The following is a 24,640-nucleotide window of genomic DNA, read 5'->3' on the forward strand; positions in this document are numbered from 1 at the left end:
CGCGAGCGCGCGGTCACCTCAGCGCACGACGGCGTTGCACTGCACCGGCTGCCGGCTCTCCTGGCCGTACATGACGAGCGCGAGCGTGCCTCCACCGGCGCCCTGCGCCGGCTCGCTCCGTCGCGCCGGCGCGGGGCTCGACCTTCCACGCCCGCGCCGATCAACGAGCCCGCCGTACGCGCCGAGCGGCGCCGCGGGCGGCGGCCCCGCGAAGCGCGCGATGAGCTTCTTCACGACGCCGGGCGGATCGTAGAACCCGGGGCCGCCCTCGTAGCGCTCGTCCCACACGACGAGCTCCACGGCGTCGAGGCACGCGCGTTCGCGCGACCACCGGATCACCGCGACGCCGGCCGTCCCGGCCGCGGTGATCCCCGGCAGCGCGCCCGGCACGAGGCCGATCTCCGTGTCGAACGGCAGGACGACGCGCGCCTCTCCACCGCGCGGCGCGCAGGCGGGGTCGCTGCCCGCGACGAGCGCGCCGAGCGGGGCGAGGGCTTCCTCGGGACCCAGGGTGCCGAGCACGGGATCGACCCGCGAGAGCGCCGCGCCGCCGTCCCCGGCGACCGCCACGAAGACGGGCGCGCCCCCGCGCGCGCCTCCGCCGAAGGCGAAGCGCGTCCGATGCTCCGCCGCGCGCGCGGTGCGTTGCACGTGGAGCTCCCGGATCGCCGGAGGCGGCCCGCCGCCCCCGGGCCGCGCGAGAGGCGCCTCGCCGCGCGCGCCGCGGAGATCGACCGAGCTCACCGCGAGGCCGTCGTGCCGAGAGCTCAAGAACACCGCGCGATCGCCGAGATCGACGCCGACCGCGGGCTGGGGGGTGCAGCCGCCGACCGGCCGCGTGACGAGCGCTGCGTCCAGCAGGCCGGCGAGGCACGTCTCCGGCGGACCGGCCGCGACGGGGGCCACGCGGCCGTCGCGATCGATGACGAGCCCGACCTGCGCCTCGTACGGCCGGTACGCGAGCTGGAGCAGCCCGGTGCTCGCGAGCGGCACGGTGGCGCGGTGGATCTCGGCGCGCAGGTCCAGCGGGGCGATCCAGGCGAGCTCCGCGTCGGCGAACGGCCCCGGCAGGCCGCCGCTGCCCGACGGGCCAACGTTGAACGACGGCAGCGTCAGCATCCCGAGGGTCCCGAGCCGCAGCGTGCCCGCCATGCGCGAAGGCGGCGCGGCGACGGCGCCGAGCCCAGACGACTCCGGCACGCGCGCGGCGTCGAGCGGCCCCGCGAAGCTGCAGGCGAGCCGCACGAGGGGCGGCAGCGCCGGCGGCCGCGCCGCCCTGTCGCGCTCGGGCCGCGCTCGCGCGGGGGGCGGCTCCGCCCTGGTCGCGCTGGGGGACGGCGCGGCGCTCGCGCCGGAGCGCGGGGCCGACGCCCACCCGAGCCGGAGGAACGGGCCGACGCGGCAGCCCACCGCCGAACAGCCGTCGAGGCGCGCGGGCAGGCTGCCCGGCGGCAGCGCGACGGGCGCCCACCGCTGCCCTCGATCGATCGTCTCGAAGAGCCTTCCGTCCTCGGTCTCGGCGAGCGCGAGGGGGCCCGACGCCGCGATCGAGGTCGCGCGCGCCGGCACGGCGTGGCGGCGCAGCCGGCCGGCGGGATCGATCGTGATCGGCGCGAGGTCGGCCGCGTAGCCGGGCACGGGGAGCCAGCCCTCGATGGAGTCGTCCGCGCGCACGTAGAGCGCGCGCGAGAGCAGCTCCGCTCGCTCGTCGCCATACGGAGGCAGGAGGACCGGCGGCTCGCCCCGCGCGAACCGCACGACCCGCAGCGCGCCGCGCACCTCGACGCGCTCGCCGTCCGGCAGGAACGCGCCGGGGCGCGCAACGAGGGCGACCGCGCCGCCGCCGCGGCGCGGGATCCAGGCGAGGACGTCGGTCGCGTCAGCCGCGTCGAGGCGGTGCTCGACCCAGTCTCCCGGCCCGCGCCGCACGCAGAACACCGCGCTCTGTTGCGTCGACTCGCCGGCGAGCGCCCCCTGCGAGAGCGCGCGGAGGTCGATCCGCGGCCTCGGCGGCCCCTCGCACGGCCCCACGTAACCGAGCGCCTCGCCGTCCACGCCGACGAAGCGATCCATCTCCGGCGCCGGCTCAGGCAAGAGCTCGAACGAGCGCTCGACGCGGAGGGCGCGCGGCGCGCGCGCGTCGCTGGAGAGGTCGACGACGCTCGCGCGCTCCGGGCCGGCGCAGACGGCGAGCAGCGCGTCGCTCGCGCGGAACGGCGCGCACTCGCCGCTGCCGGGCGGGAGCGGCACGACGGACGAGGCGCGTCCGGTGGCGAGGTCGATGCGGCCGATCAGGCCGCCGACGGCGAGCGCGGCCCCCCCGTCAGCGAGCGGCAGGCCCGCGGTGACGGCGTCCGCGAGCTGTGCGAAGGGCGCGCGGTCGGGCCACAGCTGCTCGACGTCGGCCGCCGGTCGCGCGCGCGGCGCGCGGGGCTCTCCGATGCGGCCGCTCGGCTCGACGGCGCGCTCGAGGCCGCCGATCAGGGAGGCGACGATCTCCTCGCCGCGGACGTCGAGCGCGATCGTGTCTCCGAGCTCCGCCGTGACGTCTCGGTAAGACGCGCCCGCGTCGAGCGTGAGGAGCGCGCGCCCGAAGACGGTGAGGCCGAGCGCGCGGCGCTCGCTGGCCGCAGCGGCCGCGACGACAGACGGCAAGCCGAGCGGCCGCAGCGCGCCGCTCGCGCCCTGGACGACGAAGCTCCCTGCCGCCGTGATCAGGCCGATGCCGTCGAGCCAGGGGAACGCGCCGGCGACGTCGCCCGGCAGGGTCGCCAGCTTGCGGAGCTCTCCGCCGAAGCTCTCGGCGGCGTAGATCTCGCCGCCGCTCCAGAACACGTAGCGCGCGGCGTCGGCGCCGCGCGCGCCGGGCCGAGCCCAGGCGGGGAACGTCGCGCCGCCGGCGAGCACCACGCCATCGGAGCCCAGCGGCTCGATCCGCTCGAGGCCGCGCAGCTCGGCGCGCTGGCCGTTGAGGATCGCCCTGTCGACCTCCTGGCCGCCCACGACCACGCGCTCGACCAACCCGCGGTCGGGCTCGGCGACGTAGCGGGCCGGGCCGAGCGCGACGGCCGAGGGGACGCGGGGGGGCGGATCGAGCGCGCCGGGCGGCGCGGGCGCCGGTTCGGCCGCCCCGCACGCCGCCAGCGCCAGCGCGGCGAGGAGAGGAGCCACGACGTCCGGTCCAAGGCGGGCAGGATCCATCCTGTGCGGAGGGCGATGCTACCCGCGAAACGCGTCGGCCTTGAGGTTGTATCGCCGCATCCAGCGGTGCACCTGCACGCGATCTCTCCCCAGCACGCGCGCCACCGCGGCGACGTTCCCCTGGTGCCGCGCCAGGAGATCCCGCAGCACGCTCTCCTCCGGGGTCGTCCTCGGCGGCAGCGGCCCGCCTGCCGCGGACGCGCCCTCGTCACCCGGTAGGTCCTCGTACAGCGGGTAGACCGTGGCGCGGGGATCCTCCGCCAGCGGGCTCGCGAGATCAGCGCCGCGGGCCCCGTAGGTCTTCATGCGATCCCGGATGGCGTCGCTGAGATCCTGGACGCCGAGCTCCACGCCGCGATCCGCGGCGGCCCAGCGCTTCATGAGCGCCTCGAGCTCCCGCACATTGTAGGGGAAATCGTAGTGAAGCAGGGCCGCCATGCAGGCCATGCTGGGCCGGACCTCGGCCCGACCGTGGCGCGCCGCGAGCGCCGTGCAGAGCAAGAACATGTCTTCCTTGCGTTCCCGGAGGGGAGGCAAGGTCACGCTGTGCTCGTTCAGGCGCGCGAACAGATCGGCGCGGAAGGCGCCCGTCTGCTGGAGCTTGTCGAGATCGCGGTGCGTGGCGGCGACGATCCGCACGTCGATGCGCTCGGGCTGCGTCGCGCCGAGCGGCGTGATCTCCTTCGACTGGATCACCCGGAGGAGCTTCGCCTGGGCTTCCGCGGGCATATCGCCGATCTCGTCGAGGAAGAGCGTGCCCTCGTGGGCCGCGCGGAGGATGCCCGCGCGGTCGCGGTCCGCGCCCGAGAACGCGCCGCGCCGGTGCCCGAAGAGCTCTCCCTCGACGAGGGCGACGGGGATGGCGGCGCAGTTGACGGCCAGGAACGGGCCGCGCCGGCCGCTCCAGTCGTGGAGCTGCTGGGCGAAGATCTCCTTTCCAGTCCCGCTCTCACCGCGGATCAGCACCGAGATCTCGCTGTGCGCGATCTCGTACAGGCTGCCGGCGAGGCGTCGCGTCTGGTACCCTCCCACGATCCGGCCCATCGAGAAGCGCGGCGGCCCCTCCGGCGAGCCCGGCGCCTCCAGGTAGGCGCCATCGATGCGGTAGCGGGCGTAGCTCTCGACGTCGCGCTCGACGAACTTGAAGATGGCGTCGCCCACCCGGACCTCGTCGAGGTGCGCGATGGGCGTCTCCGTGACGAACTCGCCGTTGCAGAGCGTGCCGTTGCGGCCGCCTAGGTCGGTCAGCAACCAGACGCCGTCGTGCCGCTCGATCCGGGCGTGATGGCGCGAAGCGCTCCGCGTCGGTACCGACACGTCCGCCGTCGGATCGCGACCGAGGACCGAGCCCTGCTCCAGCACAGGGTATGCCGGACGGAATTGCTCGTAGTTGTCGGCGTAGAGCAACACGAGCCCCGCTCCGGCGCTCGCATGCCGAGAGAACGGAGCACGAATTTGCATTGACGCTGTACTATCGAGGTCATTCGACCTTCGTGTCCTGTCGCCGTGCATTGCAAATGTGATGGTACCAACCTCTCGTCGGCTGGGCGCATCATTTGTCACGCCTGATCGTGCTCGCCAGAAGATTTCCGGCTCGGCCGACCCGCGCCCACCCCGCGCTCCGCGCCCTCGTGCGCTCGCCGATCTCATCCGCCGCGCTGCGCGCAGCGCAGCCCGGGAGCGCGTGGGCGAGTGAAGCCGCGCGGGCGCTGCGGGTTTGGAGGGCGCGCCAGCAGGCGGCGAGCCGATCGCCGGGGGCCGCGCCTTAGCCGTCCTCGGGCCTCGCGCCCACGGAGCACACGAGCCGCTGGGTGACCGCGTGTGCTCGCAGCACACCTTCTCCTGCACCGGCGGCGCCCGGTCCCGGCGCGCGCTGCTGCCCGCGCGGAGACGTCCACCGCGCGATCAGCGCCGCGCCCTCCGCGCGCTCGCCGCGCCGCCTCGAGTCGGAGGCCGCGAGGTGCAGCGCTTCGAGGCAGACGCGCTCGCGCCCCCAGCGCACTTGAGCGAGGCCCTGGTTCCCGAGGGCGATCGCGGGCAGCGCCCTCTGATCGAGGCGCAGGGCGCGCTCCGGATCGAGCGCCACGAGCGCCCGCCACGCGCCCCTCAGACCGCGGCAGCGCGCGTCGCTCCCGGCGGTCAGCGTCGACCAGGGCGCGAGCGCGACCACCTCGCCCACGGTCCCGGCCATGCGCTCCAGCACCGCCACGCCAGCGCTCTCGAGGGCCGCGCCGTCCAGCACCAGCGCGCCGGCCTCGCCGTCGTCGCGCCACGCGAGCGTGATCGGCCGGCCCCGGAGCTCCTCGCGGTCGAGCCCCACGAGGCGCGCCGGCTGCCGCGGCTCCGGCGTGTGCTCCTCGATGGCCACGCGGCGCCGGAGGTCGCCGAGCACGAGGGCGCGGCCCGGACCGAGCAGGAGACCCGGGGCCCGCCCCGGCGCGGTGTCCGCGTAACCTCGGCGCGGCTCGAACGCCGGGAGCGCCCGCGCGCCCTCCGGGCCGAGCAGCAGCTCGCCCGCCTCGGCGAGGACGAGCAGCCCGACCTCGCCGCTCGGGGCGAGCAGCGGCACCGACGCGGCGCGCTTCCCGCCGTGACCGCCGCTCAGCGCGAGCTCGGTCGCGTTCCGCCGCAACACCTCGTCCCGCAGATCGAACGGAGGGCGATAGAGCACGCTGTGCGTCCGGACCGCCGCGGCCTTCGGGCCTCCTTTCCCCGGCGCCGCGCCGCGACTGCCAGCAGCCGTCGCGCCGCTCGGCGGCGCCTCCTCGGGCACCACCTTCTCTGCCGCGGGCCCCGCCTCATCAGGCGACGCCTTCTCGGGCGGCCGCGCGGCGCGCCTGGGCATCGGCGCGTCGGGCACGATGTCGAGCGTCTCGCCATACGACGTCGGCACGGTCCATCGCTCCGAGTCGGCCGCGGGCGCGGCGCTCGGGCGCAGCGCCGGCAAGCCGACCGGCGCGCACGAGAGCGACGGCAGATCCGCCGGCGGCTCCTCGATCTGGCCGACGCCGCTCGCGCAAGCCGCCGCGCCCGCGCCTGCCCCGGCGGCGGCCGGCCGGCTCGCCTCCGCAGCCCCGCAGCCGGGGCCCGGCGCGGCGGCGACGGCCGGCGACAGCTCGCCCGCACCCCAGCCGAGCCGCACCACGCCGCTCAGCTCGCAGCCGAGCGCGGAGCACCCGCCCCGGAACGACGTCGGCGGCAGCGGCGAGCGCCCGGCGGCACGCCACGTCCGGCCGTGATCGAGGGTCTCGTAGAGCTCCGCGCCGGCCGTGACGAGCACGCCGTGGTCGCCGGTCACCACCATCCCCGCCGGCCTCGGCGGCAACGCGTACGACGAGACCGTCCCGTCCTCCGCGATCGTGACGCCGAGGCTCGCCTGCCCGATGGGATCGGGCCACTCGACCGACGAGAGCCACCCGTCGACCCCGCCGTCCTCGCGCGCGCGGAAGCGCCTGTCGACGAGCACCCGCGCCCCGTCGCGGAGGGGCGGCGTCCAGTACCAGCCGGGCGGATGCCCGCGGAGCTGCACGACCCGCGCGCCCCCCTCGTCGCGGCCGCGCGGCGCCCCGGCGGGCGCCGGCAACAGCGCGTCGCGCTCGCCCCTCAGCAGCGCGACCGCGCCCCCGTCCCGGCGCGGCGCCCAGCCCACCAGCGTCTGCGCCTCGCCGAGCTCCACCGCGTGCTCGACCCAGAGGCCTGGGCCGCGCCGCACGCAGATCCTCGGGTGGATCACGACCTCGCCGTAGCGGCGATCTCGCTCCTCGTCGCTGGCGAGCCGCGGCGACGACGCGCAGCCGCCGACGTAGCCGAGCGCGCCGCCGTCATCGGCCGCGAAGAACCCCTCGTCGCTGAAGGCGCGCTCCATCCGCGGCGCCCCGCCGCGCTCGGAGCGCAGGACGTAGCTGCCGTAGCCGTCGTAATCGTCCCACACGCAGAGGAAGAGCGGCCCGTCCTCCGCGGCCACCGGCGTGCAGCCCAGCCCGTCCGGGACCCAGCCGGAGAACCGCTCGCGCACCGCGCCCGTGCGCGCATCGATCCGCGCGACGCCGCCGTCGAACACCCCGAGCGCGGTGCCGTCGGGCAAGAGCGCGCCCGCGGAGATGGCCGCCGCGAGCGGCGCGAGATCGCCGAGGGCCGAGTCCTCGCGTGGAGCGGCCTGGGCGCCCGCGAAGAGCAGCTGGAACGACCCGCTCGGCAGCCCTATCGAGCGGAGATCGCCGTCGGGCCGGCCGAGCGAGCCGTCCGGCAGGACGGGCACGCGCCCGAGCGCGGTCTCGAGCGAGAGCGCGTCCGGGGCGACGCTCAGGGCGCGCACGCCGAGCCCGAGCCGCCGGCCGACATCGATCCACGTCCTGCCGCCGTCCGCCGTCGTCGCTGCGCGGCCGAAGACGTCGAGGCGCGCCGCGCGCGCCGCGTCCAGCGCGGCGAGATCGTGGATGGCCGGCGTGTCGAGCGCGCGGCCGCGATCCACGCCCGGCAGGAGCTCCCGAGGCCCCTGCTCCGTGAAGACCACGACGCCTCGCAAGCCGTTGCGGGCGCCCCGCACCGCGCCGCTGCCGCCGAGCGCCACCTCCGCGAGCGGGTCCGTGAAGCCGCGCGAGCGGAACGCCCTGCCCCGGGTCCAGTGCAGGAAGCCGCCGCCGAGGTGGGGCGCGATCGCGAGCGATCCGACGACGGGATCCCCGGCCGCCCACAGATCCACCTCCCACGCCGCCGCGGCGACACGCCCGTCTCCGCCGAGCTCGATCCGCCCGCCCTCCGTGACGACGCGAGCCGCGACCGCCGCGTCCGGTCCGTCGTGCGTTACCCGGAAGACGCTCTCTGTGAGGCCCTGGAAATAGCGCGCCCCTGCCGGGGCGGCGCCGGTCGCGCCCGGCGCGCCCGACGCACGCGCGGCCCGAGCAGCTCCCGCGGCGCCGCTCGCTGGGCTCGGCTCGGGCGCACGCGCGCAGGCGGATGCGAGGACAGCCGTGAGCAGACCGAGCGAGCGCACAAGCATCGGGGGAAAGCACGACGGTATCCGTTGTCGCGCCCCCGTCCAGAGCCGATCCTCGTCCTCGACGCCGGGAGCCGCGCTCCTCGCCCACGGCGCCGCGCACCTGGCGCAACGCCGTCGTAAGCTGCGGCCGCGGCGCCCTGCGCCCGCCGCCCGCCTGGAAAAGCCCGTGCACTCCCCTCCCCGACCCCGACGACCCACCCGCGACGAGCTGCTCGCCGCCGCCGGCAAGACGGTGCCGGACGTCATCGCCCCCGACCTCCACGTCCTCTTCTGCGGCATCAACCCGGGCCTCTACACGGCCGCCGTCGGGCACAACTTCGCACGCCCCGGCAACCGGTTCTGGCCCGCGCTGCACGCCGGCGGGTTCACCGATCGCGTGCTCTCCCCGTTCGAGGAGCGCGAGCTGCTGAAGCTCGGGTACGGGATCACCAACGTGGTCGAGCGCGCGACCGCGTCGGCCGACGAGCTGTCCGCCGAGGAGCTCGCCGCGGGCGGGCGGCGGCTCGCGACCAGGGTGCAGCGCTACCGCCCCCGCTTCCTGGCCGTGCTCGGGATCGGCGCCTATCGGGGCGCCTTCGGCAGGCCCCGCGCCACGCCCGGCCCGCAGACGGAGACGCTCGGCTCGACGCGCCTCTGGGTGCTGCCGAACCCCAGCGGGCTCAACGCCAGCTACCAGCCGGACAGGCTCGCGGCGATGTTCCGCGCCCTGTACGAGGCGGTCGCGTCGACCCGCACCTCGCCATGAGCGGCGCACGCGCGCCGACACTGCCCCTGGAAGCGTCAGAGAGGGTGGCCCGATCCGCCGTCGGTCCCCGCGCGACTTCCATCCTGCGCCGACTCGGCTCTTTCGCGTCAGGCGGGCTCAGCGACGGCCGCGGCGGACAGGCGGTCTGCCGGCGCGCACTCGCGGCTTCGCTCGCCCGCACGCTTACTCGGGCAGCGCGCTCGCCTCCTCCTGAGGCACCTTCGCGCGCGCGCTCCGTGCTTCTTCCCGGACAGCCGCGAGGCCGGGTGGCCCCTGGAGCGCTCGCCCGACGCGGCTGCCCACGGCTGCGAGCCACGCAAGCGGCGAGTCGGGCGAGCTTTGCGCGACGAGCAGGACGGCGCGCGACGCGTAACGCGAACAGCCGTCCTCGCACACGGGCAGGACGAGGCGGAGCCCTCCGCCGCCGCCTCGGCTCACGAGGGGCGCCACGCGGAGCTCCGCCGGAGGCGGCGACAGCACCGCCATCACGGCGCGCTCCATCAGCGCGACGAACGTCCCCCGAGACGTCGCAGGCGGCTCGGAGGTCGGCATCCCCGCGTGGTCCGCCGCATCGAGCCGGCTCGGCGGGAGCGCGAAGAGCCCCGCTCCGTCGGCCGCCGCCGGCGAAGGCGGCAGCGCGCCCGCGAGCGCTCCAACGAATGACGCCAGCTTGAGTCCGAATCGCATGCGTGCTCCCTCTGCGGCACATCCAGCAGGCACCATGCCAGCCACGCGCGGCCGGCGGCCGCGTCGCGGCGCCACATCCAGGGCGGTCCGCTCCGTTCGCCGCGCGTGACGGATCGCCACAGCGTGGCGCGCGGAGCCCGGTTCCGCGCAGGATTCCTCGCAGCGTCGTCGCTGCGCGCTGGAGGCGCCGCGGCGCGCCGGAGAGGCCCGCTGCGAGCGCGTCGAGCGGAGAATGGCCCTCGCCGCGCGAGCGCCGCTTTCGCTTGCCAGAAGGTCCGGGCGCCGTTAACCGTCTTCGTCATGCCCGACCGAAAGCCAGGGCTGAGCCCGCTTCAGATGAAGTCCTCTGTCCAGCCTGGCGCTCCCCTCCCGTCCGCTCCGTCCGAGCCCGTGGCGAGCATTCTGCTCGTCGACGATCACCGCGCGAACCTCCTCGCCCTCGAGGCCGTGCTCGATCCGCTGCGCCAGCGGCTCGTCACCGCGCAATCCGGCGAGGAGGCGCTGGAGCACCTCGCCCGCGAGGAGTTCGCGCTGATCCTGATGGACGTGAAGATGCGCGGTATCGACGGCTTCGAGACGGCCGCCCGCGTGAGAGGGCTCGATCGGGCGAGGCACACGCCGATTATCTTCATCTCGGGGCTGCCGGAGGACGAGGACCGACGGTATCGCGGCTATCGCGAGGGCGCGGTCGATTACGTCGTCAAGCCGTTCAATCCCGACATCCTCCGCGCCAAGGTGGCGGTCTTCGTCGAGCTGCACCGGAGGGCCGAGCAGATCAAGCGGCAGGAGGCCGCGCTCCGCCAGCTGGAGCGCCAGGCCAGCGACGAGGTGTTCCGGCGCATCATGGACACCAGCATGATGGGCCTGCTCTTCAGCGACTACGAAGGGCGCGTCATCGAGGCGAACGACTGCTTCCTTTCGATGCTCGGCTACACCCGCGAGGACCTCAAGGCAGGCCTGCTCAGCTGGCAGGAGCTCTCCCCGCCGGAGTACGAGCACGTCCACCACGACGCGGTCAACGAGCTGAAGCTCCACGGCGTAACGAAGCAGTTCGAAAAGGAGTACATCCGCAAGGACGGCAAGCGCGTGGCGGTCCTTGTCGGGTCCGCCCGGATCGAGACGCAGCGGCGCAACCTCACGTACGTGCTCGACATCAGCGAGCGCAAGCGCGCCGAGGCCAACGTCAGCCTCCTCGCCGGCGCGGGCGAAATCCTCTCGTCCTCGCTCGATTTCCGCGAGACGCTCGGGCAGCTCGCCCGGCTCATCGTCCCGCTCCTCGCCGACTGGTGCGCCGTGGACATCCAGGCCCAGGACGGCCCCATCCAGCGCGTCGCCGTCCAGCACACCGACCCTCAGAAGGTGGCGCTCGTCCACCAGATCGAGCAGAGCTATCCTGTCGATCCCGCGGCGAGCCGCGGTGTACCGAAAGTGCTTCGGAGCGGCGAGACCGAGTGGGCCTCCGAGATCCCGGACTCGCTGCTCGTCGAGAACGCGCGGGACGAGGAGCACCTCCGGATGGCGCGGGAGCTCGGCCTCCGCTCGTACCTTGTCGTGCCGCTGGCGGCGCGCGGCCGCGTCCTCGGCGCGATCACGCTCGCGCACGCCGAGTCGGGCCGGCACTACACGAAGGCCGACGTGCAGTTCGCCGAGGAGCTCGCCCGGCGCGCCGCCCTCAGCGTCGACAACGCCCTCCTCTTCGAGCGCGAGGTCACCGTGCGCAAGGAGGTCGAGACGCTCGCGGAGGAGCTGAAGCACAGCGAGGCGCAGTTCCGGCTGCTCGCCGAGACGATGCCGCAGCTCGTCTGGACGAACCGGCCGGACGGCCACCACGAGTATTTCAACCGGCGCTGGTACGACTACACGGGGCTCACCGCGGAGGACACCGGCGGCGAGGGCTGGAGCCGGATCATCCACCCCGACGAGCACGAGCGGGCGATCGAGGCCTTCCGCGAGGCGCTCCGCACGGGCGAGCCGTACGAGAGCCAGTGCCGGCTCCGGCGCGCGGACGGCGTCTACCGCTGGTTCATCGGCCGGGCGGTCGCCGCGCGCGACGGGTCGGGCCGCATCGTCCGCTGGTTCGGCACGTATACGGACATCGACGATCAGAAGCGCGCCGAGGAGGAGCGGCAGCGGCTCGTCCAGGCGCTGGAGCGCAGCAATAAGGAGCTCGATCAGTTCGCGTACGTCACGAGCCACGACCTCAAGGCGCCGCTCAGGGGCATCGCGAACCTCTCGCAGTGGATCGAGGAGGACCTGAACGACAAGATGACGGCGGAGAGCCGCAAGCAGCTCGATCTGCTGCGCGGGCGCGTCCACCGGCTCGAGAACCTCATCGACGGGATCCTCAGCTACTCGCGGGCGGGCCGCGTCCGCGAGAAGCCCGAGGCGATCGACGTCGGCAAGGTCCTTCGGGAGATCATCGAGCTGCTCTCGCCCCCGCCGGAGACGCGCGTGGAGATCGCCCCCGACATGCCCATCCTCGTCACGGAGCGCGCGCCGCTCCAGCAGACGTTCCTGAACCTCATCGGCAACGCGCTGAAGCACGCCGGCGGCGCCGATCCGGAGGTCCGGATCAGCGCGCGTGACGCCGGCCCGTTCTGGGAGTTCTCTGTCTCCGACAACGGGGCGGGCATCGCGCCCGAGTACCACGACCGCATCTGGGGCATCTTTCAGACGCTGAAGGCGCGCGACAAGGTCGAGGGCACCGGCATCGGCCTGTCGGTCGTGCAGAAGATCGTCCAGAGCAAGGGCGGGCGCGCGTGGGTCGAGTCCGCCGTCAACGCGGGCGCCACCTTCCGGTTCACCTGGCCCAAGCTCGAGGCCAGGGAGCCTTCATCGCCCTGATGACCCCGCCGGGAGCGCGGGGCGTGGCGCGCGGCGACACGCCTCGATCGCCGGTCCGGCACGGAGCTTGAACAGCCTCCTCGGACCACAAGGCGGCTTCTAGAACGGAGAGGAACGCGCTGCGCCCTTCTCTGGCGCCGTGTCGCGCTCCGCGGGCCGCCGACCTCGAAAGGAAGGTCGTCATGCTGTCCATATCCAACCTGCCCAGGCTCTGCCTGGGCGCGCTTGCGCTCTCGCTGTTCACCGCGTGCGCCGCGGCCCCACCTCCGGAGCAGGCGCACCCCGAGCCGAGGTTGCCGAACCCCGGGCCGGATGGAGTCTACAAGGTCGAATGGCCCGATCTCAGGGAAGGCGAGGATCGGTTCATCGGCCTCACCCTCGGGGCCGACGTCGCCGATGTCTGTCGCCTGCCCAAGACGAGCTTCGCCTTCGACTCCGCCGAGCCGTTGCCGCAGGAGCACCAGGAGCTCAGGGCGCTCGTCGACTGCCTCCTCTCATCGAGCCTCGACGGCGCGAAAATAGAGCTCGTCGGCCGCGCCGATCCGCGCGGCACGCAGGCGTACAACCGGGATCTCTCGCTCCGCCGCGCCGCACGCGTGAAGGACATCCTCGTGAAGGAGGGCATCCCCGCGGATCGCATCACGACGCGCGCGACGGGCGCCGCCGAGGCGGTCGGCAACCAGCCGATGTACTCCTATGGCTATGATCGCAGGGTCGACGTCGCGCTGATCGGCGTCGCCCACGCCCCCCGGTGACGCGCGCGCTCGCCCGCTCGGCGGACGTGGCCAGGAGCCCCTGCCGGAGCGGCGCTGCAGCCGGACTCCCGCGCTCGGCGGGGCGGCTCTCCTCCCCCCCAATCCCATCTTTCCCCCAATCCCATCTTTCCGTTGGCGACGGCGCCGCGCGCCGCGGCCCTCGTCTCACGAGCGGTCGTCGCCTGGCGGCGCGCGTTGCGCCCGAGGCGCGTCACAACACCTGTGGCGTTTCGTCACGCAGGCGCCACGCCGATGGTCCGCGGCCTCGCTGACAGGCGCACTGGGCGCGAGATGGCGGTTGGTCCGGGCCCTGCAATGTATCCCGACACGAACCGGCGGATGTCATGTCCGTCACAAGGAGACAAAGAGCCATGACGAACCGATTGAACAACGCGGTGGGGACTGCGAAGGGTGTGGTCGAGTCGGCGGCTTCCGGCGCGGGCGTCGCCGCGACGACGGCCAAGACGACGGTGTTCGACGTCGCGAAGGCGATCGTCGGCGTCGCCGCCACCGTCGGGGCGCTCGGCTTTGACGACGTGCTCGGCTGGGTCGGGCTCTCGCGCAAGCGGAGCCCGCTCACGGCGCTCGGCCTCATCGGCGCGGGCGTGGTGGTGGGCGCGGGCGCGGCCCTGCTGCTCTCGCCGACGTCCGGCGAGGCGCTGCGCCGCGAGATCCTGACCCGCCTCGACGGCCTGAAGCGCCAGGCGACCCGCGGGGTCGAGCAGGCCGAGCGCAAGGTCCAGGACAAGGTCGGCAGCGCGGTCGACGCGGTGAAGGGCGCGGTCGGGTCCGAGGCGAGCTCCGCGAACTCGCATTACAGCGTCGAGGGAGCGGGGCTGTCCCACGGCGGCGAGAGCGGTCATCACCTGAGCTGAGGCGCTGGCCGTGTGGCTCGAAGCCATCATCACGCGGGAGGATCTCGCGCAGATCCTGGGTGAGTTCCTCCCTGTGAAGATCCACCTGGACAACGACGAGGAGACCGACCGCTGGCTGTACCTGGGCAAGGCGACAAACATCGCCCTGGCCGAGGACCTGGGCTTACGGGTTACCTGCCCGGCGGAGCTCCAGTGGTCCATCGCGGGCGTCAACCCCACCATCCGTCTCGATGAGCTCAAGGTGCTGATTTGCCCCGAGATCATCGAGAGGAACAAGGGGAACGTCCTGGCGTTCAACGTCGAGCTCGAGGAGGCGGACATCCGCGGCATCCCCTCGATCCTCGATCACACCGTCATGAAGGCCGTCAACGCGGCGCTCGCGAACAAGCGGCCTGAGTGGAACTTTACCAAGACGCTCACGCACACCGTGGGTCTCCCCCCCAACCTCGATCCGATCGAGGGGCTTCACATCGGGGTCGCCTGGGGCAAGCGGCGCATCAGTCAGGACGCGCTCGTGCTCGTGGTCTCCTTCAAGCTCAATTTCGTGCGAGGTGATTGAGGCTCTGCCTCACCGATTCCCGACGACGATGCGCCCCGCCCCCTCTCCAGGTGGCGGGGCGCATCGCTTTACCCCCCGATCCCGGAGAGCGATAGGCCCCCAGCGGGGGAGCTCGTCGCGCGGGGCGGCGACGGGCAGTCGTCCGAGCGCCTTACCCCCGGATCCCGGAGAGCGACAGGCCCCCAGCGGGGGAGCTCGTCGCGCGGGGCGGCGACGGGCAGTTGTCTGAGCGCTTACCCCCCGATCCCGGAGAGCGATAGGCCCCCAGCGGGGGAGCTCGTCGCGCGGGGCGGCGACGGGCAGTTGTCTGAGCGCAATTAACGTCTTGTGTCCGTCGTGCGAAGCACGACGGACACAAGACGTCTCACGCGAGTTCTGCCCGTCAGCGCCCCGCGCGACGAGCTCCCCCGCTGGGGGCCGGGCATCCCGGCGATCCCGCTACCCAGCCTGAGGCACCAGGTGAATCCTCCCGAGCCGTCCCCCCCGCCCGCGCGTGAGCGCCCCCGCGATATCCGCGTGTGTGACGAGCCCGAGGTAGCTCTCTCCGTCGAAGACCGCGACCACCGGCGTGTTCTTCTCGATCATCTTCCTCCCCACCTCGTCGAGCGACACGTCCGCGGCCACGCGGGGCACGTTGCAGCGCATGATCCATGCGATGAACCACCCGTCCTCACCGGCGGCCAGCGCGCGCATGACGTCGGTGCGCGTCACGATCCCGATCACGCGGTCCTCGTAGACCACCGGGAAGTCGGGCTCCTGGCTCGCGAGGATCCGCCGCGCGGCATCACCCACGAGCTCACCGGGCCACAGCTGGACGGCCCTCCCTTCGCTCGGGCGCCCCTCGGGCGACGCCACCGGCGCCATCACCGCCTGCGCCGCGCTCCACTCCCGCCGCGCTTCCAGGAAGAGGAGCGCCGACAGCGCGGCCGCGACGAGCTGGCCGCCGAACAGGCCCATGAAGAACAGCACCGCCGCCGTCGCTTGGCCGAGCGCCGCGGTCATCGACGTCGCGAGCCAGGTGCCGGTGAGCGGCGAGAGCGCCTCGCGCAGCGCGCGCCCCCCCTCGAACGGCAACGCCGGCAGCAGGCCGAGCAGCGCGATCCCCAGGTTCGCGCAGGCGATCCACACGATCGCGGCCTCGCGCGAGGGCGGCTCGACGGCCTGAAGGACCGAGGCCCACCCGAGCTCGCCCGCCCCGCGCTGGGCCTCGACGGCCAGAAAGAAGAGCACCGCGAGGGCCACGTTCGCCGCGAGACCGAGCGCGGCGCCCTGCGCCTGCCCGGCAGCGGGACGCGATCGGCTGACGATCGGGCCGAGCGGCGAGAGCAGGATCTCCCGCAGCCTCAGCCCGAGCTGCCTCGCCACGATCCCGTGCACGAGCGCCTGCACGGCCACGCAGCCGAGCAGCGCCACGCCCAGCCCGCAGCCGAAGAGCACGCCGCTCCCCCCGTGCCGCGCCCCCCACTGGAGCGCCCCGATCGGGAGCAGCAGGCCGAACGCCACGTGCGCAACCACATCCACACCGCCGAGCCGCGTGATCCTGATGACCGACTTCATGGTGTCTTGCTCCTGGGTTCCCGCGCAGGCACCTGCACATGGCGGGAGGCGCAGTTCCGACGTGCCACTGCCCCCTTTCCCCCGGGGCGTGGCGAACACCTCGTCGCGCGATCGACGGCTCGACGGACGGGCAACTGTCCCAGATCTTTCTGATTTCACTGCAAGCCATATGCCGGTTTCCTGCGCCTCCCGTGCGAGGGAGCGGCGGGCGGCGCCGCCACCGGCGGTCAGGGAGCGCGGGACGCCTCTGAAGGGCTGATCCGCGCCTCCCTGGTCGTCCTGCCGTCAGAGCACCTGAGACACGACGTCGACGCGCCGGACGTGCGCAGCGGACGCGCCGGGTTCATCGCACCCCACCTGAACGCCATGGTGTGGCATTCCGCACCACGTCGGGCGCGCGCCGTCACGGCGCCACACCGGGCAGCCCATCGCCCGCTCCAGCCCGGCGCGCGCGGCCCGAGGCCGGACCACGACCCTCGACCGCTTCCGTGACCGAGGCGGTCCGCGTCAAACGCTCCTGCGGCAGGTACGCGCCCCCCTCGAGCTCCTGAACCCAGCGGATCATCTCCTCACGAAGCCAGCACCGCAGATCGAACAGCCGCCCAGGATCGCGCGCCGAGACGAGGAGGCGCACCTCGATCGTGCGCTCTGTCACATTCGTGACCTGGACGGCCTTCACACGCTCGTCCCAGAGCTCGCTGCTCGGGAGGATCGCCTCGAAATGCCGCCGCACGGCGTCCACCGGGGTCCGGTAATCCACGTGGATCTCGACGGTGCCCAGCTTCTCCGATCCGTGCTTCGTCCAGTTCTGGAACGACTGATCCAGGAGCCTCGCCGTCGGGACGATGAGCCGCCGCTCGTCCCAGAGCTTCACGACCACGTGGGTGAGCTTGATCTCCTCGATCGTCCCGAACTCGCCATCCACAACGACCTTGTCGCCGAGGTCGATGGGGCGGGTGAACAGGATGTGGAGGCCCGACAGGATCGCGCCGACCGGCTTCTGCGCCGCGAGGCCGAGCACGACGCCCGCGATGCCGGCCGACGCCAGCAGCGAGACACCGACGTTCCTCACCGCCTCGAAGTTCATGAGCACGAGCGCGCCCGCCACGATCACGATGAGCACCCGCGCGACCCGCTCGAGCACGCGGGCCTGGGTGCGGAGCCCGCGGGACGCTTCGCTCCCCTCCTCGAGATGCCGAAGGGCGCGCGCGTCCAGCACCTCCGTAAGGATCCCCACGATGCGCAGAAGGAGCCACGCCACCCCGCCGATGAACAGCGCCGAGAGGAGCGACCGCAGATCGGTCACGAGGCCCTGACCGAGCCGCGTGAGCTTGGCGAGGCCCGCTGTCAGGACGATCCCGAGACAAAGGGTCACGGGGCCGATTGCCGCGTCGAGTGTCTTTTCGTCCCACGGCGTCGCGGTCCGTCGCACGACGACCGAACCGGCGCGCCGGAAGACGCCCACGGCGATCCGAGCGAGCCCGAAGCCGACCGGGACGCTGGCCGCGACGATCACCCACGGCCACAAGCCATCACCGGGGATCCCCAGCCGGGCGCCGACCGATTCGAAGTACGAGTTCTGCATGGGTCCACTCCTTCACCAGCGCACCAGCGCCGCGCGCGCCTCCGTGGTCAGGAGCCCCGATACGGGCCTCCCCGCCGCGCCCCCGAGCGCGGCGGAGGAGGCCGTGACCGGGCGAGGCGCGCCGGGCTCATCCATCGTGTGTGCGGCGTCACCACGGCACAGGGCATGCCGCCGAGCCCACCCCGCGTGTCCAGCCGGATCTTTGCCGATCGTCGAGCAGCGATCGCGAGGACGGATGGCGGCAGGTTTGCCACGTTGCGGCAATTCGCCCCAGCGCCGCTCGACCCCCGCCGGGTGCGTGCGACCGACCCAGGCGGGGCGGCATGCGGCGTGCAGATTGCAATGTGCAGCGAAGCGGACGGGCGTCGAGAGCAGCTGAAGGATCGCGGCAAAGGACTCGTTTATGTCAGAGCGCAGAAGCCAGATCGATGACTTCACTCGGCTCACCGAGGAGGATTTCACGCGGCTCACCGCGGAGACGGAGCGGCTCGCAAGGCACGTCGAGGACCTCCGGGCCCGCATCGCCGCCACGACCGCGAAGCGGCGCGCGTCCTCCGGTACGCTCCCCGCGCAGAACGCCGCCCCGTTCGCGCCGCAGCACGTGTCCCCCTCGGAGCGGCCGCACCACGGAGCGCCCCCGGAGCGGTCGTATGACGCCCCCGCGGAGCGGCCGTGTGACGCGACCCCGGAGCGGTCGTATGACGCCCCCGCGGAGCGGCCGTACGACGCCACCGTGGAGCGGTCGTATGACGCCACCGTGGAGCGGCCGTATGACGCGATCCCGGAGCGGTCGTATGACGCCCCCGCGGAGCGGCCGCACCGCGCAGCGACGGACCGGCCTCCCCCCCGTCACTCTCCGTTTCCCGAGCGCACGTCGTGCCTCGCGAACGTGTCGCGATGGCTGCCGCCGCTCAGGACGGCGCGAGATCCCATGGAGTCGGGCGTCCATGAGAAGGTGGCAGAGGCAGGGCGTTACTGCATCATCACGCCGCGCAAGAAGCCGGGCGATCTCCCGACGAGGCGCCGCTCGCCCAAGTCCGACGTGGCCTGAGACAGCACCTCGGAGGGCGGCCGCGCCGGCGCTGGGCGCCCCCTGGTCGGCTGTCCCGCCGCCGCTGCACGCGCGCCTTGCGCACCACACGCGCGCGCTGCGCGCCGCACGCGCCGCGCGCGGCGCGAAGCTTGCCCGGCTGCGCGCCTGCGTAGTAATACGAGCCCATGCTGCTGCGCGGTGGGAGCAGAAGCGCATGGCCAACGTGCCACGAAGCCTGAGCCCGATGGGACCCGACGGACCCCTCGCGGCCGGGCAGCGAGAGCCCCGTTCCTCGGTGGCGCGAAGCGATCCGCGAAACCCGAGCGCAGCGTCGATCGACGGCGCCGCCGTCCAGGCGAAAAGGCCTCTCCCCCTGTCGCCCTCTCCCCCCCTCGCGGCAGCGCCGCGGCGCCCCGAGGTAGCTCCGGGGCGCCTGGCCCGACGGCCTCCACCGCCCCCGGCGCCCTCCGCGCCCGGGGCGTGCGCTCATTTCCCTTAACAGATCGGTCCTGCCCGCGGCGGGACCAGGAGAACGGCGGCATGGAGCAGCGAAGCGACCTCGACAAGACAGCCCGCAAGGCGAGAGCCGGCAATGGCAAGAGCAAGAAGGGCGCGTCCGGGGACGGGCTGCACGGCGCCGCGCGCGCGAGCGCGAGCGCGAGGAAGAGCGGCCCGGCCGAGCGCCCCCGCGCCCCCGCGCCGATCGAGAGCGACGAGCTCGACCGGCGGACGCTGCTGATGTCGCTGACGCACCTCAAGAAGGGCGATTTCTCGGTGCGGCTGCCCGTCCACTGGCTCGGGCTCGACGGGAAGATCGCCGACACGTTCAACGACGTCGTCGAGCGCAACGAGAAGCTCGCGAAGGAGCTCGCCCGCCTGAGCCGCGCGGTGGGCAAGGAGGGCAAGCTCTCGCAGCGCGCCTTCATCGGCGAGGTGAGCGGCGCGTGGGCCGACGAGATCGCGTGCATCAACGCGCTGATCGGCGATCTCGTCCACCCCACCGCAGAGACGGCGCGCGTCATCGGCGCCGTGGCCAAGGGCGATCTCTCGCAGATGATGGCCCTCGAGGTGGACGGCAGGCCGCTCGACGGCGAGTTCCTCCGGACCGCCAAGACGGTCAATACGATGGTCGAGCAGCTCGGCTCCTTCGCGTCCGAGGTCATCCGCGTCGCGCGCGAGGTCGGCACCGAGGGGAAGCTCGGCGGACAGGCCGACGTCCGCGGCGTCGCCGGCACCTGGAAGGACCTCACCGACTCCGTCAACTCGATGGCCGGCAACCTCACCTCCCAGGTGCGCAACATCGCCGCCGTCACCACCGCCGTCGCCACGGGCGATCTCTCGAAGAAGATCACCGTCGACGTCAAGGGCGAGATCCTGGAGCTCAAGGACACCATCAACACGATGGTCGATCAGCTCCGCTCCTTCGCCTCCGAGGTCACCCGCGTCGCGCGCGAGGTCGGCACCGAGGGGAAGCTCGGCGGACAGGCCGACGTCCGCGGCGTCGCCGGCACATGGAAGGACCTCACCGACTCCGTCAACTCGATGGCCGGCAACCTCACGGCGCAGGTGCGCAACATCGCCGCCGTCACCACCGCCGTCGCCAACGGCGATCTCTCGAAGAAGATCACCGTCGACGTCAAGGGCGAGATCCTGGAGCTCAAGAACACCATCAACACGATGGTCGATCAGCTCAACTCCTTCGCCTCCGAGGTCACCCGCGTCGCGCGCGAGGTCGGCACCGAGGGGAAGCTCGGCGGACAGGCCGACGTCCGCGGCGTCGCCGGCACATGGAAGGACCTCACCGACTCCGTCAACTCGATGGCGTCGAACCTCACGGCCCAGGTGCGCAACATCGCGACCGTCACCACCGCCGTGGCCAAGGGGGACCTCTCCAAGAAGATCACCGTCGACGTCAAGGGCGAGATCCTGGAGCTCAAGAACACCATCAACACGATGGTCGATCAGCTCAACTCCTTCGCCTCCGAGGTCACCCGCGTCGCGCGCGAGGTCGGCACCGAGGGAAAGCTCGGCGGACAGGCCGACGTCCGCGGCGTCGCCGGCACCTGGAAGGACCTCACCGACTCCGTCAACTCGATGGCCGGCAACCTCACCTCCCAGGTGCGCAACATCGCCGCCGTCACCACCGCCGTCGCCAACGGCGACCTCTCCGAGAAGATCACCGTCGACGTCAAGGGCGAGATCCTGGAGCTCAAGAACACCATCAACACGATGGTCGATCAGCTCCGCTCCTTCGCCTCCGAGGTCACCCGCGTCGCTCGCGAGGTCGGCACCGAGGGGAAGCTCGGCGGACAGGCCGACGTCCGCGGCGTCGCCGGCACCTGGAAGGACCTCACCGACAACGTGAACTCGATGGCCGGCAACCTGACGAACCAGGTGCGCGGCATCGCCAAGGTCGTCACCGCGGTCGCCAACGGCGATCTCAAGCGCAAGCTGGTCGTCGACGCCAAGGGGGAGATCGCGGCGCTCGCGGACACGATCAACGGGATGATCGAGACGCTCGCGACGTTCGCGGCGCAGGTGACGACGGTGGCGCGCGAGGTCGGCGTCGAGGGAAAGCTCGGCGGGCAGGCGAGCGTGCCCGGCGCGGCCGGCACGTGGAAGGACCTCACCGACAACGTGAACCAGCTCGCGGCGAACCTCACCACGCAGGTGCGCGCGATCGCCGAGGTCGCCACCGCCGTGACCAAGGGCGACCTCACCCGGTCGATCAAGGTCGAGGCGCAGGGCGAGGTCGCCGCGCTGAAGGACAACATCAATGAGATGATCCGGAACCTCAAGGACACGACGCTGAAGAACAGCGAGCAGGACTGGCTCAAGAGCAACCTCGCCAAGTTCTCGCGCATGCTCCAGGGGCAGAAGGATCTCCTCACCGTCGGCCGATCCATCCTGTCCGAGCTCGCCACCGTCGTCACGGCGCAGCAGGGCGTCTTCTACGTCATGGACTCCTCGCGCGAGGAGCCCGTCCTGAAGCTGCTCGCGAGCTACGCGTTCAAGGAGCGCAAGCACGTCGACAACCAGTTCAAGCTGGGCGAGGGGCTCGTCGGGCAGTGCGCGCTCGAGAAGGTGAAGATCCTGCTCGTCAACGCGCCCCCCGACTACATCACGATCACGAGCGGCCTCGGCGACGCGCCCCCGGTCAACATCATCGTGATGCCCGTGCTCTTCGAGGGGCAGGTGAAGGCCGTCATCGAGCTCGCGTCGCTCGAGCGCTTCAGCCCGACCCACCAGGCGTTCCTCGACCAGCTCACCGAGTCGATCGGCATCGTGCTCAACACGATCGAGGCCAACATGCGCACCGAGGACCTGCTCAAGCAGTCCCAGTCGCTGGCGCGCGAGCTCCAGAGCCAGCAGGAGGAGCTCCAGGAGACGAACGCCGCGCTCGGCGAGAAGGCGCGGCTCCTGGCGGAGCAGAACGTCGAGGTCGAGCGGAAGAACCACGAGGTCGAGCAGGCCCGCCAGGCCCTCGAGGAGAAGGCGCGGCAGCTCGCCCTCACGTCCAAGTACAAGTCGGAGTTCATGGCCAACATGTCCCATGAGCTCAGGACCCCGCTGAACAGCCTCCTCATCCTCTCGGATCAGCTCTCCAGGAACAACGACCAGAACCTCACCCCGCGGCAGGTCGAGTTCGCGAAGACGATCCACGCGTCGGGCACCGATCTCCTGGGGCTCATCAACGACATCCTCGATCTCACGAAGATCGAGTCGGGCACCGTCGTCGTCGACGTCGGAGAGATCAGCTTCGCCGACCTCTCGGACTACGTGCGCCGCACGTTCCGGCACGTCGCCGAGGCGAAGAAGCTCGATTTCGAGCTCTCCTTCTCATCGACGCTGCCGCCGTCGATGTTCACCGACGCGAAGCGGCTGCAGCAGGTGATCAAGAACCTGCTGTCGAACGCCTTCAAGTTCACCGAGCGCGGCAAGGTGGTCCTGGAGGTGACAGTGGCCCGCGGCGGCTGGAGCCATGAGAACGATGTGCTCAGCCGGGCCGACGCGGTGATCGCGCTCTCCGTCCATGACACAGGCATCGGGATCGCGCCGGACAAGCAGCAGATCGTCTTCGAGGCGTTCCAGCAGGCGGACGGGAGCACGAGCCGCAAGTACGGCGGCACGGGGCTCGGGCTCGCGATCAGCCGGGAGATCGCGGGGATGCTCGGCGGCGACCTCACGCTGGTCAGCGCGCCGGGCCGCGGCAGCACGTTCACGCTCTATTTGCCGCGCACCTTCCGGCCCGTGCGGGCGGCGCGGAGGCAGCCCACGCACGTCCTCGACGCGCCGTCGCCCAGCGAGGACGCCGTCCACAGCAGCCGGCCGTCGGATCGCACGTCCGCGAGCGCGGACACCCAGATCATCGACGACAGCGAGAGCGTCCGCCCTGGCGACCGCGCGATCCTGATCGTGGAGAACGACACCGTGTTCGCCCGTTTCCTCGTGGATGTCGCGCGGGAGCACGGCTTCAAGGCGATCGTCGCCGTCCGCGGCGCGACCGCGCTGTCGCTGGTGCGAGAGCTCGAGCCCGCGGCGATCACGCTGGACATCAACCTGCCCGACGTCGACGGGTGGCGGGTGCTCGACTGCCTGAAGCGCGACCTCTCGGCGCGGCACATCCCGGTCCAGGTGATCACGACGGAGACGGAGGAGGAGCGGAGCCGCGCGCGACGGATGGGCGCGGTGGGGCTGCTCAACAAGCCGCTCAGCAGCAGGACGGCGCTCGACGAGGCGTTCGCGCGGCTCGCCGGGCTCATCGGCTCACCGCTGCGCCGCGTGCTCGTCGTGGCGCGGGACGAGGCCTCCCTCGCCTCCGTGACCGAGCTGCTCGGGGGCGAGGCGACCGCGGTCGCCAGCGCGACGACGGCCCGGGAGGCGCTCGACGCGCTCGAGCGCGAGGCGTTCGACGCGATCGTGCTCCACCTGGACCTGCCGGACATGCCCGGCCTCGAGCTCATCGAGCGCGTCGATCGCGCAGGGCGCTTCGCGGATCTCACGGCCATCGTGTACGCGCCGGCCGGCGTCGCCGGGGAAGACGAGGCGCTCCTCTCCCGGCTGGCGCAGAGGCTCCCCGTGAAGCACGTCCAGTCGAGAGAGCGCCTGATCGACGAGGTTACGCTCGCGCTGCACCGCCGGCTCTCCGATCTGCCGGAGCCGACGCGGCTCGTCGTGGAGCAGCTCCACGAGTCGGCCGCCGCGCTCTCCGAGAAGTGTGCGCTGATCGTCGACGACGATTTCCGCAACATCTACGCGCTGAAGACCGTCCTCGAGAGCCACGGGATGACGGCCCTCACCGCCGACACGGGCAAGGCCGCCATCGAGCTCCTGGAGAGGACGAGCGGGATCGATGTCGTCCTCATGGACATCATGATGCCGGAGATGGACGGATACGACACGATCCGCGCAATCCGCAAACGGCCGGCATTCCAGACGCTACCGATCATCGCCGTCACGGCGAGGGCGATGAAGGGCGATCGGGAGAAGTGCCTGGAGGCGGGCGCGACAGACTACATCTCGAAGCCCGTCGACACGGAGCAGCTGCTGGCACAGCTCCGCATCTGGCTCCATCGCTGAGCTCGCGTCATCTCGCCTCACCGTCGCTCCCCACGGCGCCGCGCGGATCGCGCCTGAGCGCGTCCGGCGTTTCGTCTTCGCCGCAACGGCACCTCGGGTTGGCGCATCTGCGCAACAACTTGCGCAGACGCCGGGCGGTCGACAGCGCAAGCTGCCGAGGATTTGCCACATTTTCTCTTGGCATGCCTTCTGCTGTGGCGATGTGGGATTCCAGAATACA

The 24,640-nt window shown here is 72.5% G+C and carries 13 protein-coding genes; 7 read left to right on the forward strand and 6 right to left on the reverse strand.

Translation table 11 applies throughout. The features are described from left to right. Positions 1-18 precede the first annotated feature (18 nt). From WME90_RS26680 to WME90_RS26690, 3 genes are all read right to left on the reverse strand, one after another. Positions 19-3,171, reverse strand: coding sequence for a hypothetical protein (locus WME90_RS26680; protein ID WP_437274819.1), 3,153 nt, complete (start codon positions 3,169-3,171; stop codon positions 19-21). A 48-nt stretch (positions 3,172-3,219) separates the two neighbouring features. Next, the gene (locus WME90_RS26685) at positions 3,220-4,611 is read right to left on the reverse strand and encodes a sigma 54-interacting transcriptional regulator (RefSeq protein WP_437274820.1); all 1,392 of its coding nucleotides are present in this window, start codon (positions 4,609-4,611) and stop codon (positions 3,220-3,222) included. A gap of 355 nt (positions 4,612-4,966) precedes the next feature. Then, the gene (locus tag WME90_RS26690) at positions 4,967-8,200 is read right to left on the reverse strand and encodes a hypothetical protein (protein ID WP_437274821.1); all 3,234 of its coding nucleotides are present in this window, start codon (positions 8,198-8,200) and stop codon (positions 4,967-4,969) included. Positions 8,201-8,432: 232 nt separating this feature from the next. Between WME90_RS26690 and mug the strand changes: the two genes are divergently transcribed. Then, positions 8,433-8,945 (forward strand): G/U mismatch-specific DNA glycosylase, encoded by a 513-nt coding sequence (gene mug / locus WME90_RS26695; protein WP_437283663.1) that lies wholly within the window; start codon positions 8,433-8,435, stop codon positions 8,943-8,945. A 183-nt stretch (positions 8,946-9,128) separates the two neighbouring features. Here the strand turns inward: mug and WME90_RS26700 are convergent, their stop codons facing one another. After that, positions 9,129-9,632 (reverse strand): hypothetical protein, encoded by a 504-nt coding sequence (locus tag WME90_RS26700; protein WP_437274822.1) that lies wholly within the window; start codon positions 9,630-9,632, stop codon positions 9,129-9,131. 336 nt (positions 9,633-9,968) lie between these two features. Here WME90_RS26700 and WME90_RS26705 point away from each other — a divergent pair, with 336 nt between their 5' ends. From WME90_RS26705 to WME90_RS26720, 4 genes are all read left to right on the forward strand, one after another. Beyond that, on the forward strand, positions 9,969-12,476 hold the full coding sequence (locus WME90_RS26705; RefSeq protein WP_437274823.1) for a PAS domain S-box protein: 2,508 nt from the start codon (positions 9,969-9,971) through the stop codon (positions 12,474-12,476). 182 nt (positions 12,477-12,658) lie between these two features. Next, on the forward strand, positions 12,659-13,231 hold the full coding sequence (locus WME90_RS26710; protein WP_437274824.1) for an OmpA family protein: 573 nt from the start codon (positions 12,659-12,661) through the stop codon (positions 13,229-13,231). 371 nt (positions 13,232-13,602) lie between these two features. Continuing rightward, positions 13,603-14,106: a YtxH domain-containing protein gene (locus WME90_RS26715; RefSeq protein ID WP_437274825.1), complete on the forward strand. Its 504-nt coding sequence runs from the start codon at positions 13,603-13,605 to the stop codon at positions 14,104-14,106. Positions 14,107-14,116: 10 nt separating this feature from the next. Continuing rightward, entirely contained in the window at positions 14,117-14,665 is a 549-nt protein-coding gene (locus tag WME90_RS26720; protein ID WP_437274826.1) for a hypothetical protein, read from the forward strand. A 438-nt stretch (positions 14,666-15,103) separates the two neighbouring features. Here the strand turns inward: WME90_RS26720 and WME90_RS26725 are convergent, their stop codons facing one another. Continuing rightward, positions 15,104-16,222: a CBS domain-containing protein gene (locus WME90_RS26725; RefSeq protein WP_437274827.1), complete on the reverse strand. Its 1,119-nt coding sequence runs from the start codon at positions 16,220-16,222 to the stop codon at positions 15,104-15,106. A gap of 403 nt (positions 16,223-16,625) precedes the next feature. Beyond that, a complete protein-coding gene (locus WME90_RS26730; RefSeq protein ID WP_437274828.1) occupies positions 16,626-17,807 on the reverse strand; it encodes a mechanosensitive ion channel family protein in 1,182 nt (393 codons plus the stop codon). Between the two features lie 403 nt (positions 17,808-18,210). Between WME90_RS26730 and WME90_RS26735 the strand changes: the two genes are divergently transcribed. Continuing rightward, a complete protein-coding gene (locus WME90_RS26735) occupies positions 18,211-18,858 on the forward strand; it encodes a hypothetical protein (RefSeq protein ID WP_437274829.1) in 648 nt (215 codons plus the stop codon). 522 nt (positions 18,859-19,380) lie between these two features. After that, a complete protein-coding gene (locus WME90_RS26740) occupies positions 19,381-24,420 on the forward strand; it encodes a HAMP domain-containing protein (RefSeq protein WP_437274830.1) in 5,040 nt (1,679 codons plus the stop codon). Positions 24,421-24,640: the final 220 nt, after the last annotated feature.

It is taken from the genome of Sorangium sp. So ce375 (assembly GCF_051473855.1).
Classification (GTDB): Bacteria; Myxococcota_A; Polyangia; order Polyangiales; family Polyangiaceae; genus Sorangium.

Bases quoted from the DNA above. Each gene is read 5' to 3' on its own strand.
- WME90_RS26690 (WP_437274821.1), bottom strand. From the start codon at position 8,200: ATGCTTGTGCGCTCGCTCGGTCTGCTCACGGCTGTCCTCGCATCCGCC.
- WME90_RS26700 (WP_437274822.1), bottom strand. From the start codon at position 9,632: ATGCGATTCGGACTCAAGCTGGCGTCATTCGTTGGAGCGCTCGCGGGC.
- WME90_RS26705 (WP_437274823.1), top strand. From the start codon at position 9,969: ATGAAGTCCTCTGTCCAGCCTGGCGCTCCCCTCCCGTCCGCTCCGTCC.
- WME90_RS26710 (WP_437274824.1), top strand. From the start codon at position 12,659: ATGCTGTCCATATCCAACCTGCCCAGGCTCTGCCTGGGCGCGCTTGCG.
- WME90_RS26715 (WP_437274825.1), top strand. From the start codon at position 13,603: ATGACGAACCGATTGAACAACGCGGTGGGGACTGCGAAGGGTGTGGTC.
- WME90_RS26725 (WP_437274827.1), bottom strand. From the start codon at position 16,222: ATGAAGTCGGTCATCAGGATCACGCGGCTCGGCGGTGTGGATGTGGTT.
- WME90_RS26730 (WP_437274828.1), bottom strand. From the start codon at position 17,807: ATGCAGAACTCGTACTTCGAATCGGTCGGCGCCCGGCTGGGGATCCCC.
- WME90_RS26735 (WP_437274829.1), top strand. From the start codon at position 18,211: ATGTCAGAGCGCAGAAGCCAGATCGATGACTTCACTCGGCTCACCGAG.
- WME90_RS26740 (WP_437274830.1), top strand. From the start codon at position 19,381: ATGGAGCAGCGAAGCGACCTCGACAAGACAGCCCGCAAGGCGAGAGCC.